Raw genomic sequence first — 12629 nt, forward strand, 5'->3', positions numbered from 1 at the left:
AGATGTTCATCAGTTCTTGACGTCGGATGACCGCTCAGAAGTTCCCGGTGAGTACGACTAACGCACCGGCGGCGGCCCGTCGAGCGGCCGGCCGGCCACCCCGGGCCAGCGCTGCCACGGGTGCGGCCCGTCCGCCGGGCGGTACTCCACGCCGAGCGCGTCCAGGGCCTTCAGGTGGGTCGTCAGCCGCTGCTCGAAGCCCGCGAAGTCCCGCTCGGCCGGCTCGGCGGGCAGCTCGGACCAGGCGACCTCGGCGAAGGCGACCAGCCGGGGGAAGGCCCGGTAGTCGATGTCCCGGGCGCTGTCCATGAACTCGCTCCACAGGTTGGCCTGGGTGCCGATCACGTGCCGGGCGGCGGCCTCGTCCAGCTGGGCCGGGACGGGCTCGAAGCGGTAGACGTCCTCCAGGGTGCGCACGAAGCCGACCGGGATCGGCTCGTCCGGCCCGTCCGCCTGCCGGTGGTCGAAGTAGACGTGCTGCTCGGGACACATCACCACGTCGTGCCCGGCCTTCGCGGCGGCGATCCCGCCGCCGAAGCCGCGCCAGGAGGAGACCGCGGCGCCCGGCGCCAGCCCGCCCTCCAGGATCTCGTCCCAGCCGATCAGCCGGCGGCCGCGCTCGGCCAGCCAGCGGTCGAAGTGCCGGATCAGGTGGCTCTGCAGCTCGTCCTCGTTGGCCAGGCCCAGCTCGCGGATCCGCGCCTGCGCGGCGGCGCTGTCCTTCCACTGCTCCTTGGGGCACTCGTCGCCGCCGAGGTGGACGAACTCGGACGGGAAGACCTCCAGGACCTCCTCCAGCACGCCCTCGAAGAAGCGCAGGGTCTCCTCGGAGGCGTTGAGCACGTTGTGGCTCACCCCCCAGTCCGTCCAGACGCCGAGCGCCGCGGTGTCCACCACGTCGGTGTTGCCCAGCTCGGGGTAGGCGGCCACGGCGGCCTGGGTGTGGCCGGGCAGGTCGACCTCCGGGACGACGGTCACCCCGCGCGCGGCGGCGTAGGCGACGATCTCCCGCAGGTCGTCCTGGGTGTAGTAGCCGCCGTGCGGGCGGTCGTCGCGGCGCCCGCCGGCCCGGTAGCCGACCATCGAGCGGTCCCGCCAGGCTCCCCGCTCGGTCAGCCTCGGGTACCGCTTGATCTCGATCCGCCAGCCCTGGTCGTCGGTCAGGTGCAGGTGCAGCACGTTGAGCTTGTGCGCGGCCAGCAGGTCGACGAAGCGCAGCACGTCCGACTTGGGCAGGAAGTGCCGGGCGACGTCGAGCAGGGCGCCGCGCCAGCCGAACCGGGGGGCGTCCGCGATGTCGGCGCCGGGCAGCACCCAGCCCTCCCGGCGCAGCGGCGAGCGGCGGTAGGCGTCCGGCCCGAGCAGCTGCCGCAGGGTCTGCGCGCCCCACAGGGCACCGGCCGGGCCGCCCGCGGCGAGCAGGGCGTGGCCGGGGCGCACCGTGATCCGGTACGCCTCGGCGGCGAGCGTCCCGTCCTGGACCAGCTCGATGCCCTCGCCCGGCCGGCCCGGCCCGAGCGGCAGCCCGGTGGCGGCGGACAGCGTGGTCCGCAGCCAGCGCTCGGCGTCGGCCAGCGCGGGGGGTGCGGTCAGCGTGGTGGCGGCGTCGAGCGGGAAGTCCTCGTCCGGGCGGCGCACGGCACTCGAAGGTGCGGGAATGAGGTCCATTCCGACATCCTGCCCACGCCCGAACGATTGGCATAGACCACTGGCGGAACCCTGGTGCTATGCAAAACGGCGTCCTGCGGAGTGCCGCGGACTACTTGTTCTCGCCGTCGCCGCCCTGCGGCTTGCCGATGCCGTCGTAGATCTCCTTGCACATCGGGCAGACCGGGTACTTCTTCGGGTCGCGCCCGGGCACCCACACCTTGCCGCACAGCGCCACCACGGGAGAGCCGGAGAGCGCGCTCTCCATGATCTTGTCCTTCTGGACGTAGTGCGCGAAGCGCTCGTGGTCGCCGTCCCCGTGGGACACCTGGGGGACGGGCTCGACCAGGGTGCCGGTGCCGAGGCCGCGCTCGGGCTCAAGAGTGCTCATGGGTGCCAAGTCTATGGGCGCCCCCGGAAACCCGGCCAGTGTCGCGGCGCCGGGCCGGTCGGGTCAGTTCATCGTCGGGTCGTCCGGGTAGGTCGCCAGCAGCGCCAGCGGGCCGCGCTGGCGGCGCAGCACCGAACGCCACAGCCGCTCCGGCTCGGGGCTGGAGACGTCCCCGGGCTCGCAGTCCACCAGGTACCAGGCGCCGGTCTCCAGCTCCGCCTCCAGCTGCCCCGGCGACCAGCCGGCGTACCCGGCGAAGATCCGCAGGCTGCCCAGCTCGCCGGCCATCACCTCGGGCGGCGCCTCCAGGTCCACCAGGCCGATCGCGCCGTGCACCCGGCGCCAGCCGAGCGGCTCCCCGGTGCCCGGCTCCCCCGGCGCCACCGCGAGGCCGAGCGCCGAGTCCAGCGCCACCGGACCGCCCTGGAACACCACGGCCGGCTGGCCGACGAGTCTGTTCCACCCGTCCAGCACGCTTCCCACCTCGACCGGCGTCGGCCGGTTGAGGACCACGCCGAGCGCCCCCTCGGCGTCGTGGTCGAGGAGCAGCACCACCGCCCGCGCGAAGTTCGGGTCGGTGAGCAGGGGCGTCGCGACGAGCAGACGGCCGGTGTGGGACCGGCCTCCGAGCGAATGGGCCGCCGTCATGCCCACATGATCCCGCAGAACGGCACCGCTCGGACACCGCAACATGCCGAAACGCGCCACGCCGACGAACACCCGTACGGCCGTACCGGGGCGCGGGCCCGGGCCCGGAGAGAGCACCATCACGGGAGAGGCTCACGGGAACCAACGGCGCGCCTACTACCATCTACGTCTGGTGGACGCCCTTATACGGTGCCGACTCGGTTTCGCCGGGGGCCCGAACGCGCCCGTACGACCGGTCCACCACCGGCTCTCTCCCGGAGCCCCCTTCCCCCGACTCCTCTGGCACCCCGGATTGCGAGAACGATGACCGACGACGTCCTGCTGGTCCATGGCGGAAACCCGCTCGAAGGCGAGATCCGCGTCCGCGGTGCGAAGAACCTGGTGCCCAAGGCCATGGTCGCCGCCCTCCTCGGGCAGGGCCCCAGCAGACTGCGCAACGTCCCGGACATCCGCGACGTCAAGGTGGTCCGCGGACTGCTGCAGCTGCACGGCGTGACCGTGCGCACCGGTGACGAGGACGGCGAGCTGATCCTCGACCCCTCGCACGTCGAGAGCGCCAACGTCGCCGACATCGACGCGCACGCCGGCTCCTCGCGGATCCCGATCCTGTTCTGCGGCCCGCTGCTGCACCGCCTGGGCCACGCCTTCATCCCCGGCCTCGGCGGCTGCGACATCGGCGGCCGCCCGGTCGACTTCCACTTCGAGGTGCTGCGCCAGTTCGGCGCCACCATCGAGAAGCACCCGCAGGGGACCTACCTGGTCGCCCCGCAGCGGCTGCGCGGCACCAAGATCGAGCTGCCCTACCCCTCGGTCGGCGCGACCGAGCAGGTGCTGCTCACCGCCGTCCTGGCCGAGGGCGTCACCGAGCTGCGCAACGCGGCCATCGAGCCGGAGATCGTCGACCTGATCTGCGTGCTGCAGAAGATGGGCGCGATCATCACCCTGGGCACCGACCGGACCATCCTGATCACCGGTGTCGACGAGCTCAACGGCTACAACCACCGCGCGCTGCCGGACCGCCTGGAGGCCGCCTCCTGGGCCTGCGCCGCGCTGGCCACCAGGGGCGACATCTACGTCCGCGGCGCCCGCCAGCTGGAGATGATGACCTTCCTGAACACCTTCCGGAAGGTCGGCGGCGCCTTCGAGGTGGACGACGAGGGCATCCGCTTCTGGCACCCGGGCGGCGAGCTCAAGGCGATCGCCCTGGAGACCGACGTCCACCCGGGCTTCCAGACCGACTGGCAGCAGCCGCTGGTCGTCGCGCTGACCCAGGCCACCGGCCTGTCCATCGTCCACGAGACGGTGTACGAGTCGCGGCTCGGCTTCACCGGGGCGCTGAACCAGATGGGCGCGCACATCCAGCTCTACCGCGAGTGCCTGGGCGGCACCCCGTGCCGCTTCGGCGCGCGCAACTTCCTGCACTCCGCGGTCGTCTCCGGCCCGTCCAAGCTGATCGGCTCCGAGCTGGTCATCCCGGACCTGCGCGGCGGCTTCTCGTACCTGATCGCGGCGCTGGCGGCCGAGGGCACCTCGACGGTGCACGGCATCGACCTGATCAACCGCGGCTACGAGAACTTCATGGACAAGCTGCGCGACCTGGGCGCCCACGTCGAGCTGCCCAGCGAGCAGCTCGTCGACGCCTGACCGTCGCGCCCACCGCGAGACGGCGAGAGGCCGGGCTCCCCAGCGGGGAGCCCGGCCTCTCGGGCGTTCAAGGGGTGGCTCAGGCAGCGCCCTTGGCGGCTTCCTTCAGCTTGGAGCCGGCGCTCACCTTGGCGCTGTAGCCCGCGGCGATCTGGATCGGCTCGCCGGTCTGCGGGTTGCGGGCGGTACGGGCCGCGCGGTGGGTGCGCTCGAAGGTCAGGAAACCGGGGATGGTGACCTTCTCGTCGCCCTTGGCGACGACCTCGCCGACGATCTCGGCGAAGGCGGCCAGAACGGCGTCGGCGTCCTTGCGGGTCACCTCGGCGCGCTCGGACAGCGCGGCCACCAGCTCACTGCGGTTCATGTGTACTCCTGTGGTCTGTTCGCTTGCGGTGCGCGGGGGCCCATCGGTGCTCCCACCGGGGGGCACCCGGATGGGCCGCAGGTCCGCACACTGTGCTCATGCAGGCAATGCGTGGTCGCAGGCCGGGTCCGCACCCGATGCCGCGCGCCGGTGCCGTCGAAGGCCCGCCCGCCCGCCTGGGAACGAATCCTGCCCCGACCGGCCCCGAGAAAGCCAATCGGGCCCCGGCCGAGCCCCCCGAACATCGCCCGCCCGTCGGAGGTGTGACGCTCCGTCGGCTCCGGCGGACCGGGCGCGGACGGCGGTCGGGACGACACGCCGGAAGACCAGGGGGACGTTCCGTACTTGTCGGACACGCCTGCCCCGTGCAGGGCTACGGTACGCCCTAGGACTGACAAGCCCAAACACGCCCCTCGCCCTTGTGTCGCAAGGGTTCGGGGCGGGCTGGGCGGGTATGACCACTATTCGCACATTTGAGCGATCTACGACACGTCGCCCGATCCCGTCGTCAGAGCTTGACGACGGGGAACGCGGCGGTGTCCAGGGTGCCGACGATGCCCGGGGTCGGGCGGGACGGCTCACGGGCCTCCTGGGGCCCGGCCAGGGCCGCCTCGCGCACCGCGGAGGCGACGGTCTTGGCCACGTCCTTGTGGAACACGCTCGGGATGATGTAGTTGGCGTTCAGCTCGTCGTCGGCCACGGTGGTGGCCAGCGCCCGGGCGGCGGCGATCATCATCTCGGTGTTGACGGTGCGGCTCTGGGCGTCCAGCAGGCCGCGGAACACGCCCGGGAACACCAGCACGTTGTTGATCTGGTTGGGGAAGTCGCTGCGGCCGGTGGCGACCACGGCGGCGGTCTGCCGGGCGACCGCCGGGTCGACCTCCGGGTCCGGGTTGGCCAGCGCGAAGACGATCGCGTCCTGCGCCATGGTGGCCAGGTCGTCGCCGTCCAGGACGTTCGGGGCCGAGACGCCGATGAACACGTCGGCGCCCGCCACGGCCTCCTTGAGGCTGCCGGTGCGGCCCGAGCGGTTGGTGTGCTCGGCGATCCAGCGCAGGCTCTCGGTGAGGTCCTCGCGGCCCAGGTGCACCACGCCGTGCACGTCCGCCACGGTGGCGTGCTCGACGCCGGCCGCCATCAGCAGCTTGAGGATCGCGGTGCCGGCCGCGCCGGCGCCCGACATCACCACGCGGATGTCGCCGATCTCCTTGCCGACCACCTTCAGCGCGTTGGTGAGGGCGGCCAGCACCACGATCGCGGTGCCGTGCTGGTCGTCGTGGAAGACCGGGATGTCCAGGGCCTCGCGCAGCCGGGCCTCGATCTCGAAGCAGCGCGGCGCGGAGATGTCCTCCAGGTTGATCCCGGCGAAGCCCGGGGCGATCGCCCTGACGATCGCCACGATCTCGTCGGTGTCCTGGGTGTCCAGGCAGATCGGCCAGGCGTCGATCCCGGCGAAGCGCTTGAACAGGGCCGCCTTGCCCTCCATGACCGGCAGCGCGGCCTCCGGGCCGATGTTGCCCAGGCCCAGCACCGCCGAGCCGTCGGTGACCACGGCGACGCTGTTGCGCTTGATGGTCAGCCGGCGGGCGTCCTCGGGGTTCTCCGCGATCGCCATGCAGACCCGGGCCACACCCGGGGTGTAGATCATGCTGAGGTCGTCACGGTTGCGGATCGGCAGCTTGGACGACATCTCGATCTTGCCGCCGAGGTGCATCAGGAAGGTGCGGTCGGAGACCTTGCCGATCGCCACGCCGTCGATCGTGCGCAGCTTCTCGACGATCTCCTCGCCGTGCGCGACCGAGGAGGCCGCCACCGTCACGTCGATCCGCAGCGCCTCCAGGCCGGAGGCGGTGACGTCGAGACCGGTCACCGATCCGCCGGAGGACTCCACGGCCGTGGTGATCGCACTGACGGCGTTGCCCCGGGCCGGGACCTCCAGCCGTACCGTGATCGAGTTGGAGACACTGGGCACCGTCGCCATCGACGCTTCCTTCTTCCGTCTGTCCCGCAGGCTCAACATTTTGTTGAAGGCATCGCCTGCGCATGCTAGACCTCGATCGTCGCACCTTCCAAGGGTCAGCCAGAAATAACGTTCATTGAGTGTGCGGATCCGACAATCCCACCCGGCGGCCGCCGCCTCCCGCCGTCCACTCCTTGCCTCTCCCGGCCGATGCGTTACATTGGACAGGCACCGGCTCGATCCAAGCCCCCGGGCCCAACCTTCGTCCCTTCGAGGGACCACTTGCCGCGAGGCGAGCATGGCGGGTCGGTGTTCAAACGTCAGAAGGCCCCTCACCAGCCGGTGAGGGGCCTTCTTCCGTGGGGCCGTCAGCCGTGCAGCAGCGCGGGCACGCCGGCCGCGTCCGGCAGGTCGTCCGGGCCGGAGAGCACGGTGAGCCGCTGGGTCGCGCGGGTCAGCGCGACGTAGAGCACCCGCAGGCCGGCCTCCGACTCGCCGGCGATGCCGGTCGGGTCGGCCACCACCGTCGCGTCGTACTCCAGGCCCTTGGCCTCCAGGCTGCCCAGCACCACCACGCGCTCGCCCAGGCCCTCGGCCCAGCCGGCCGCCTCGGCCCGGCGGTCCATCGGCACCACGACCGCCACGGTGCCGTCCACCTCGGCCAGCAGCAGCTCCAGCTCGGCCCGGGCCGCCTTGCCGAAGGCCTCCGGGGCCGGGTCGGTGACGGCCGCGAAGCGCGGCTGCACGCCCACCCGGCGCACCGCGCTCGGCGACGGGGTGCCCGGCGCGGCCAGTGCCAGCACCTTGGCCGCGACCTCGGCGATCTCGGCCGGGTTGCGGTAGTTCACGGTCAGCGTGAAGCGGCGGCGCGGCTTGCCGGCCAGCACCTCGTCCAGGGCGGCCTGGGCCTCCTGCGGGAACGGCCAGGAGGACTGCGCCGGGTCCCCCACGATCGTCCAGGTGGCCGTCCGGGCCCGGCGGCCGATCATCCGCCACTGCATCGGGGTGAGGTCCTGGGCCTCGTCCACGATGATGTGCGCGTACTCCCGGCGCTCGACCGGCTGGCGGTCGCGCTGGCGGGCGCTGCGGTCGGCGAAGGTGGTGACCTCCTCCAGGCCGCTCAGCAGGTCCACCGCGTCCACCTCGCGGACCTTCGGGCGGCTCGGCTCGCCGAGCAGCACCCGGAGCTCGTCGACCAGCGCCACGTCGTGCGCGGACAGCGCACCCTCGCCCTGCGCCGACAGGTGCCGCCAGGAGGCGGCCAGCAGCCTGGCCTCGTCCGGGGTGACGGCGCGGCGGGCGATCCGGTTGGTGTGCCGGTGCTGCCTCAGCGTGCCGAGCACCCGGCGCGGGGTCACCGCCGGCCACCAGGCGTCCAGGAAGTCCAGGAAGGACGCCTCGTCCGAGACGTACTCGTCGAAGGACTCCTTCTCCTCCTGGCGCTGCTCGCGCGCGTAGTGGTCGGCCGGCTTCGGCAGGTCCCTGACGGCCTGCTGCCACAGGGCGTCCAGCAGCAGCCGGCGGGCGCGCGGGCGCAGCAGGTTGAGCGGGGTGCCGCCGGAGCCCAGCACGTTGGCGCGCACGGCCTTCAGCCGGGAGGCGTCCAGCTTGAGCACCTCGCCCCGCGCGACCACCTTGAGCTCCTGCGGCGCGCCCAGCTCCAGGGCCGCCCGGGCGGCCCGGCGCAGCAGCTGCACCATCCGGGCCGACCCCTTGACCCGGGCCGCCTCGGGGGTGTCGTAGGTGCCCGCCTCGATGCCGTCCACCAGCGAGCCGACCGCCCGGATGGCGACCTGGCCCTCCTCCCCCAGCGCGGGCAGCACGCCCTCGGTGTAGGAGACCAGCAGCGGGGTCGGCGAGACGACCAGGATGCCCCCGGCGTAGCGCCGGCGGTCCTGGTAGAGCAGGTAGGCGGCGCGGTGCAGGGCGACGGCGGTCTTGCCGGTGCCGGGGCCGCCGGTGACGAGGGTGGCGCCCGCGGCGGGGGCGCGGATCACCTCGTCCTGCTCCTTCTGGATGGAGGACACGATGTCGCGCATCGAGTGGCTGCGGGCGCGGCCCAGCGAGGCCATCAGCGCGCCGTCGCCGACCACGGCCAGCTCCTCGCCGTCCAGGGTCGGGGTGAGGTCCGGGCGCAGCAGGTCGTCCTCGACCCCGATCACCTTGCGGCCCTTGGAGCGGATCACCCGGCGGCGGATCACCCGGCCGGGCTCGACCGGTGTGGCGCGGTAGAACGGGGCGGCGGCGGGTGCGCGCCAGTCGATCACCAGCGGGCCGTACTCGGCGTCCAGCACGCCGAGGCGGCCGATGTGGAGGGTCTCGGCGACGGCCGGGTCGGCCGGGTCGAGGGGGGTGTTCGACGGGATGCCGTGCTCTTCCGGGGCGTCCGCCCGCTGGAGGTCGATCCGGCCGAACAGGAAGTCCTCGAACTCGCTGTTCAGTCGCTGGAGGTGGGCTCCGGCCCGGTAGACCTGGGCGTCGCGTTCGGCGAGCGCGCCGGGGGTGCCGACCTGGACCCGCTTGGCGGCGTCCTCCAGGATGTACTCGGCCTCGGCGAGCTTCTCCTCCAACCGGTGGTACACGGTGTCGAGGTGCTGCTGCTCACCGGCGATCTCGCGTGTGCGGACGGTCTCGTGGTCGGCCGTGGGGGTGGTGTCCTTGTTGCTCTGCATGGCCTCGGTGGTTGCGGCGGAATCCCGCTCCGGAAAACGAGCGGACGGATGATCCTACGCCGCGACCCCCCGGCCGCGCTGCTCCGGAACGTACAAAAGCCGAAGGCCGCCCTCCGCGGAACGGAGGACGGCCTTCGGCGTCAACATGGGGTGGTGGAGATGCCGGGAATCGAACCCGGGTCCAGTGGAGTCAATTCAGGGCTTCTCCGAGCGCAGTCCGCTGTGCTTTTCTCGGCCCTGGCGGTCACGCGGACAAGCCGCCAACAGGCCCAGCTGCTGTTTGGTTTCCCGTCCACCCCCGCAGCCCGGGTGGACGGTTGAGTTCCCTAGATTATGCCAGGGTCCGGGTCGGGAACTCCCCGGTCTGACACCCAAGCGCTATCGGTGCTTATTAGGCAGCGAGAGCGAACTGCTGGGAATCGCGCTTAGAGTTGGCGATTATTTTTTTGCGACACGTGGTTTACGAGATCATTGCCGCGTTCCTCGGCTCGCTTCCCCTGTTTCAACATCCCCTGTCGAAACCGATCATCCCCATGTTTTGTTGAGAAACAGCTCGGACGGCGGACCGTCCGTGTCGCTTGCGCCATAGTACGCGAGGCGACGGGCGAGGGTCCAGCGGATTAACCCTGGCGCCGGCGGGCCGCCGCCACCGCGCGGGCCGTCTCGCGGATGTCCTGCTTCTCCCGCAGCGTCTGGCGCTTGTCGTAGAGCTTCTTGCCGACCGCGAGCGCCAGTTCGAGCTTCACCCGGCCGTCCTTGAAGTACAGCGAGAGCGGGACGAGCGTGTGGCCCGCGTCGCGGACCTTGGTCTCGATCTTGCGGATCTCCAGCTTGTGCAGCAGCAGCTTGCGCTTGCGCCGGGCCGCGTGGTTGGTCCACGTCCCCTGGGTGTACTCGGGGATGAAGACGTTGTCGATCCACGCCTCGTGGTTCTGGATGTAGGCGTAGCCGTCGACCAGGTTGGCCCGCCCCTCGCGCAGCGACTTGACCTCCGTCCCGGTGAGGACGAGCCCGCACTCGTAGGTGTCGAGGATCGTGTACTCGTGCCGCGCCTTCTTGTTCTGCGCGATCAGCTTCTGTCCGGTTTCCTTTGCCATAACGCGGACATTCTCGCACCCCGGGGCCGGATCGGGCAGCTGCTTTAGGCGCGGGTGCCCAGCCCGGCGAGGACCCGCAGGGCGAGCCCGTCGGCCTCCTCGCCCGAGCCTGCCGGGACGTCGGGGGTGAGGCCGGTGCCGTCCAGCGAGCGTCCGGCCGGGGTGTAGTACCGCCCGACGGTGAGCTCCAGCACGGCGCCGTCGGCGAGCCGGCTCGGCTGCTGGACGGTGCCCTTGCCGAAGGTCCGCGAGCCCACCACCACGGCACGGCTGCGGTCCTGGAGGGCGCCGGCCAGCAGTTCGGCGGCGCTCATCGTGCCGCCGTCCACCAGCAGCACCAGCGGGGTGCGCTGGTCGCCGCCGGGCGGGGCGGTCAACTCCCTCGTCCCGCCGCGCTCCTGGTACGAGCCGACGGTGCCGCCGTCCAGGAAGACGGCGGCGGTGCCGGCCGCCTCGTCGACCAACCCGCCGGAGTTGCCGCGCAGGTCGAGCACCACGCCGGTGTGCGGGGCGCGCAGCGCGGCGCGCACCTGCTCGGCCACGCCGCTGGTGAAGGCGCGCACCGTCACCCGCAGCACGCCCTTGCCCAGTTGCTCCGCGGCGACCTGCCGGCTGTCCAGCAGCACGCGCCGCAGCCGCAGTTCGCGCTCCTCGCCCTCGCCGCGCCGGACGGCCAGGGTGACCTCGGAGCCGGCCCGGCGCTCCTCGCCCCGGCCGCGCAGCCGGGCGACGACCTCGGTGACCGGCAGGTGGTCGGCCTGGTCCTCGCCGATCCGCACCAGCCGGTCGCCCGGGGCGATCCCGGCGGCGGCGGCCGGGCCGCCCGGCGAGACCTGGGAGACCTCGGTGACGCCGTCCTGGCCGCGGCCGACCGACAGGCCGACGCCCGCGTACCGGCCGTCCAGGCCCTGGCTGAACTCCGCGTACTCCTGGGCACTGTAGTACGCGCCCCAGCGGTCGCCGCCGGCCGCCAGCAGGTGCTCGGCCTGCTGCTCGGACAGCGCGGCGCCGGCCGGGTCGGCCGGGAGGCCGCCGGTGGCCCGGGCGGCGTCGGCGGAGGGGCGGTGCGGCGCGTCGTCCGGGCCGCCCCAGGCGCCGGTGGCCGCGCCGGCCAGCAGGACGGCCCCGAACACCAGGCTGAGCGCGGCCACCTGGCGGGCCGTGCGCGGAGTTTGCAGCATGTCACCGGAGTGTAGACACCGCCGCGCGCGGGACGGACCGGAACGCAGGACCGCGGAACGCCGACGGCCCCGGACGGCGCAGTGCCGTCCGGGGCCGAAGGGGCGTGCGGGGATCAGACCTTGAGGTACTTGCGCAGCGTGAAGAACGCCGCGACCCCGGCCATGCCCATACCCACCACGATCAGCAGCGGTATCACCGCCAGCACCGAGCCGAGCCCGATGAAGTGGATGAACTGGACGCGGTCGGCCAGCCAGTTCTGGACGAAGAAGTGCCCGCCGATCAGCAGGCCGGAGGCCATCACCGCGCCGAGCAGCGCGGAGAAGGCGGCCTCGGCGATGAACGGCATCTGGACGTAGAAGTTCGAGGCACCGACCAGGCGCATGATCCCGGTCTCGCGCCGACGGCTGTACGCCGACACCCGCACGGTGTTGACGATCAGCAGCAGGGCGACGAACAGCATCAGCACCATGATCACGAAGGCCGCCGTCTGGAGGCCGTTGAGCAGGCCGAAGAGGTTCTCCAGGATCTTCCGCTGGTCCTCGACCGACTTGACGCCGGGCTTGCCGGCGAAGGCGCTCTGGATCACGTCGTACTTGGTCGGGTCGTTGAGCTTGACCCGCCAGGACTGCGGCATGGCGTCCGGGCCCAGGACGGAGATGAGCGGGTTGTCCGGGTTCATCTCCTTCCAGTGCTTGTACGCCTCGGCCGAGCTCTCGTAGGTGGACGACTGGACCACCGAGGTCATCTTGTCCAGCTGGTCCTTGATGTCCTGGACCTGCTGGTCGGTGGCCGCGCCCTTGTCGCACTGGGGCGAGTTCCGGGCGTCCGCCTTGGTGCAGAAGTAGATGCTCACCTCGACCTTGTCGTACCAGTACCCCTTCATGGAGTTCACCTGGTCGCGGACCAGGAGCGAGGAGCCGGCGAGGGCGAGGGAGAGCGCGACGCTGACCACGACCGCGATGGTCATGGTCAGGTTGCGTCGGAGACCCACACCGATCTCCGACAGGACGAACTGGGCACGCAT

10 protein-coding genes and 1 other RNA gene are annotated in these 12629 nt (G+C 72.0%); 1 reads left to right on the forward strand and 10 read right to left on the reverse strand.

Going from position 1 to position 12629, the window contains the following annotated elements; all coding sequences use genetic code 11:
• Nucleotides 1-57 precede the first annotated feature (57 nt).
• From ACH5AR_RS26790 to ACH5AR_RS26800, 3 genes are all read right to left on the reverse strand, one after another.
• Nucleotides 58-1668 (reverse strand): beta-N-acetylhexosaminidase, encoded by a 1611-nt coding sequence (locus ACH5AR_RS26790; RefSeq protein WP_396304063.1) that lies wholly within the window; start codon nucleotides 1666-1668, stop codon nucleotides 58-60.
• Between the two features lie 91 nt (nucleotides 1669-1759).
• Nucleotides 1760-2038, reverse strand: coding sequence for a DUF3039 domain-containing protein (locus ACH5AR_RS26795; protein ID WP_316528933.1), 279 nt, complete (start codon nucleotides 2036-2038; stop codon nucleotides 1760-1762).
• Between the two features lie 63 nt (nucleotides 2039-2101).
• Complete coding sequence (locus ACH5AR_RS26800) at nucleotides 2102-2686, reverse strand: YqgE/AlgH family protein (RefSeq protein WP_396304064.1); 585 nt, start codon at nucleotides 2684-2686, stop codon at nucleotides 2102-2104.
• Nucleotides 2687-2989: 303 nt separating this feature from the next.
• Here ACH5AR_RS26800 and murA point away from each other — a divergent pair, with 303 nt between their 5' ends.
• Nucleotides 2990-4330, forward strand: a complete 1341-nt coding sequence (gene murA, locus ACH5AR_RS26805; protein ID WP_396304065.1) for a UDP-N-acetylglucosamine 1-carboxyvinyltransferase — start codon at nucleotides 2990-2992, stop codon at nucleotides 4328-4330.
• A 79-nt stretch (nucleotides 4331-4409) separates the two neighbouring features.
• Here murA and ACH5AR_RS26810 read toward each other — a convergent pair whose 3' ends face one another.
• The 7 genes from ACH5AR_RS26810 to ftsX all read right to left on the reverse strand — a co-directional run bounded on the left by ACH5AR_RS26810 (nucleotide 4410) and on the right by ftsX (nucleotide 12629).
• Complete coding sequence (locus ACH5AR_RS26810) at nucleotides 4410-4694, reverse strand: HU family DNA-binding protein (RefSeq protein WP_030242980.1); 285 nt, start codon at nucleotides 4692-4694, stop codon at nucleotides 4410-4412.
• 508 nt (nucleotides 4695-5202) lie between these two features.
• Nucleotides 5203-6675, reverse strand: a complete 1473-nt coding sequence (locus ACH5AR_RS26815) for an NAD-dependent malic enzyme (protein ID WP_396304066.1) — start codon at nucleotides 6673-6675, stop codon at nucleotides 5203-5205.
• Between the two features lie 347 nt (nucleotides 6676-7022).
• Nucleotides 7023-9326, reverse strand: a complete 2304-nt coding sequence (locus tag ACH5AR_RS26820) for a HelD family protein (RefSeq protein ID WP_396304067.1) — start codon at nucleotides 9324-9326, stop codon at nucleotides 7023-7025.
• Nucleotides 9327-9477: 151 nt separating this feature from the next.
• Nucleotides 9478-9859: a transfer-messenger RNA gene (gene ssrA / locus ACH5AR_RS26825) on the reverse strand.
• 87 nt (nucleotides 9860-9946) lie between these two features.
• On the reverse strand, nucleotides 9947-10423 hold the full coding sequence (gene smpB, locus ACH5AR_RS26830) for an SsrA-binding protein SmpB (RefSeq protein WP_396304068.1): 477 nt from the start codon (nucleotides 10421-10423) through the stop codon (nucleotides 9947-9949).
• 44 nt (nucleotides 10424-10467) lie between these two features.
• The gene (locus ACH5AR_RS26835) at nucleotides 10468-11604 is read right to left on the reverse strand and encodes a S41 family peptidase (RefSeq protein ID WP_396304069.1); all 1137 of its coding nucleotides are present in this window, start codon (nucleotides 11602-11604) and stop codon (nucleotides 10468-10470) included.
• Between the two features lie 113 nt (nucleotides 11605-11717).
• Nucleotides 11718-12629, reverse strand: a complete 912-nt coding sequence (ftsX, locus tag ACH5AR_RS26840) for a permease-like cell division protein FtsX (protein WP_396304070.1) — start codon at nucleotides 12627-12629, stop codon at nucleotides 11718-11720.

It is taken from the genome of Kitasatospora sp. NPDC018619 (genome assembly GCF_044391605.1).
Lineage (GTDB): Bacteria > Actinomycetota > Actinomycetes > Streptomycetales > Streptomycetaceae > Kitasatospora.

What these genes read in the sequence shown, in the direction of transcription:
- ACH5AR_RS26790 (WP_396304063.1), bottom strand. Translation starts at nt 1,668, where the DNA reads ATGGACCTCATTCCCGCACCTTCGAGTGCCGTGCGCCGCCCGGACGAG.
- ftsX (WP_396304070.1), bottom strand. Translation starts at nt 12,629, where the DNA reads ATGCGTGCCCAGTTCGTCCTGTCGGAGATCGGTGTGGGTCTCCGACGC.
- smpB (WP_396304068.1), bottom strand. Translation starts at nt 10,423, where the DNA reads ATGGCAAAGGAAACCGGACAGAAGCTGATCGCGCAGAACAAGAAGGCG.
- murA (WP_396304065.1), top strand. Translation starts at nt 2,990, where the DNA reads ATGACCGACGACGTCCTGCTGGTCCATGGCGGAAACCCGCTCGAAGGC.
- ACH5AR_RS26800 (WP_396304064.1), bottom strand. Translation starts at nt 2,686, where the DNA reads ATGACGGCGGCCCATTCGCTCGGAGGCCGGTCCCACACCGGCCGTCTG.
- ACH5AR_RS26820 (WP_396304067.1), bottom strand. Translation starts at nt 9,326, where the DNA reads ATGCAGAGCAACAAGGACACCACCCCCACGGCCGACCACGAGACCGTC.
- ACH5AR_RS26795 (WP_316528933.1), bottom strand. Translation starts at nt 2,038, where the DNA reads ATGAGCACTCTTGAGCCCGAGCGCGGCCTCGGCACCGGCACCCTGGTC.
- ACH5AR_RS26810 (WP_030242980.1), bottom strand. Translation starts at nt 4,694, where the DNA reads ATGAACCGCAGTGAGCTGGTGGCCGCGCTGTCCGAGCGCGCCGAGGTG.
- ACH5AR_RS26835 (WP_396304069.1), bottom strand. Translation starts at nt 11,604, where the DNA reads ATGCTGCAAACTCCGCGCACGGCCCGCCAGGTGGCCGCGCTCAGCCTG.
- ACH5AR_RS26815 (WP_396304066.1), bottom strand. Translation starts at nt 6,675, where the DNA reads ATGGCGACGGTGCCCAGTGTCTCCAACTCGATCACGGTACGGCTGGAG.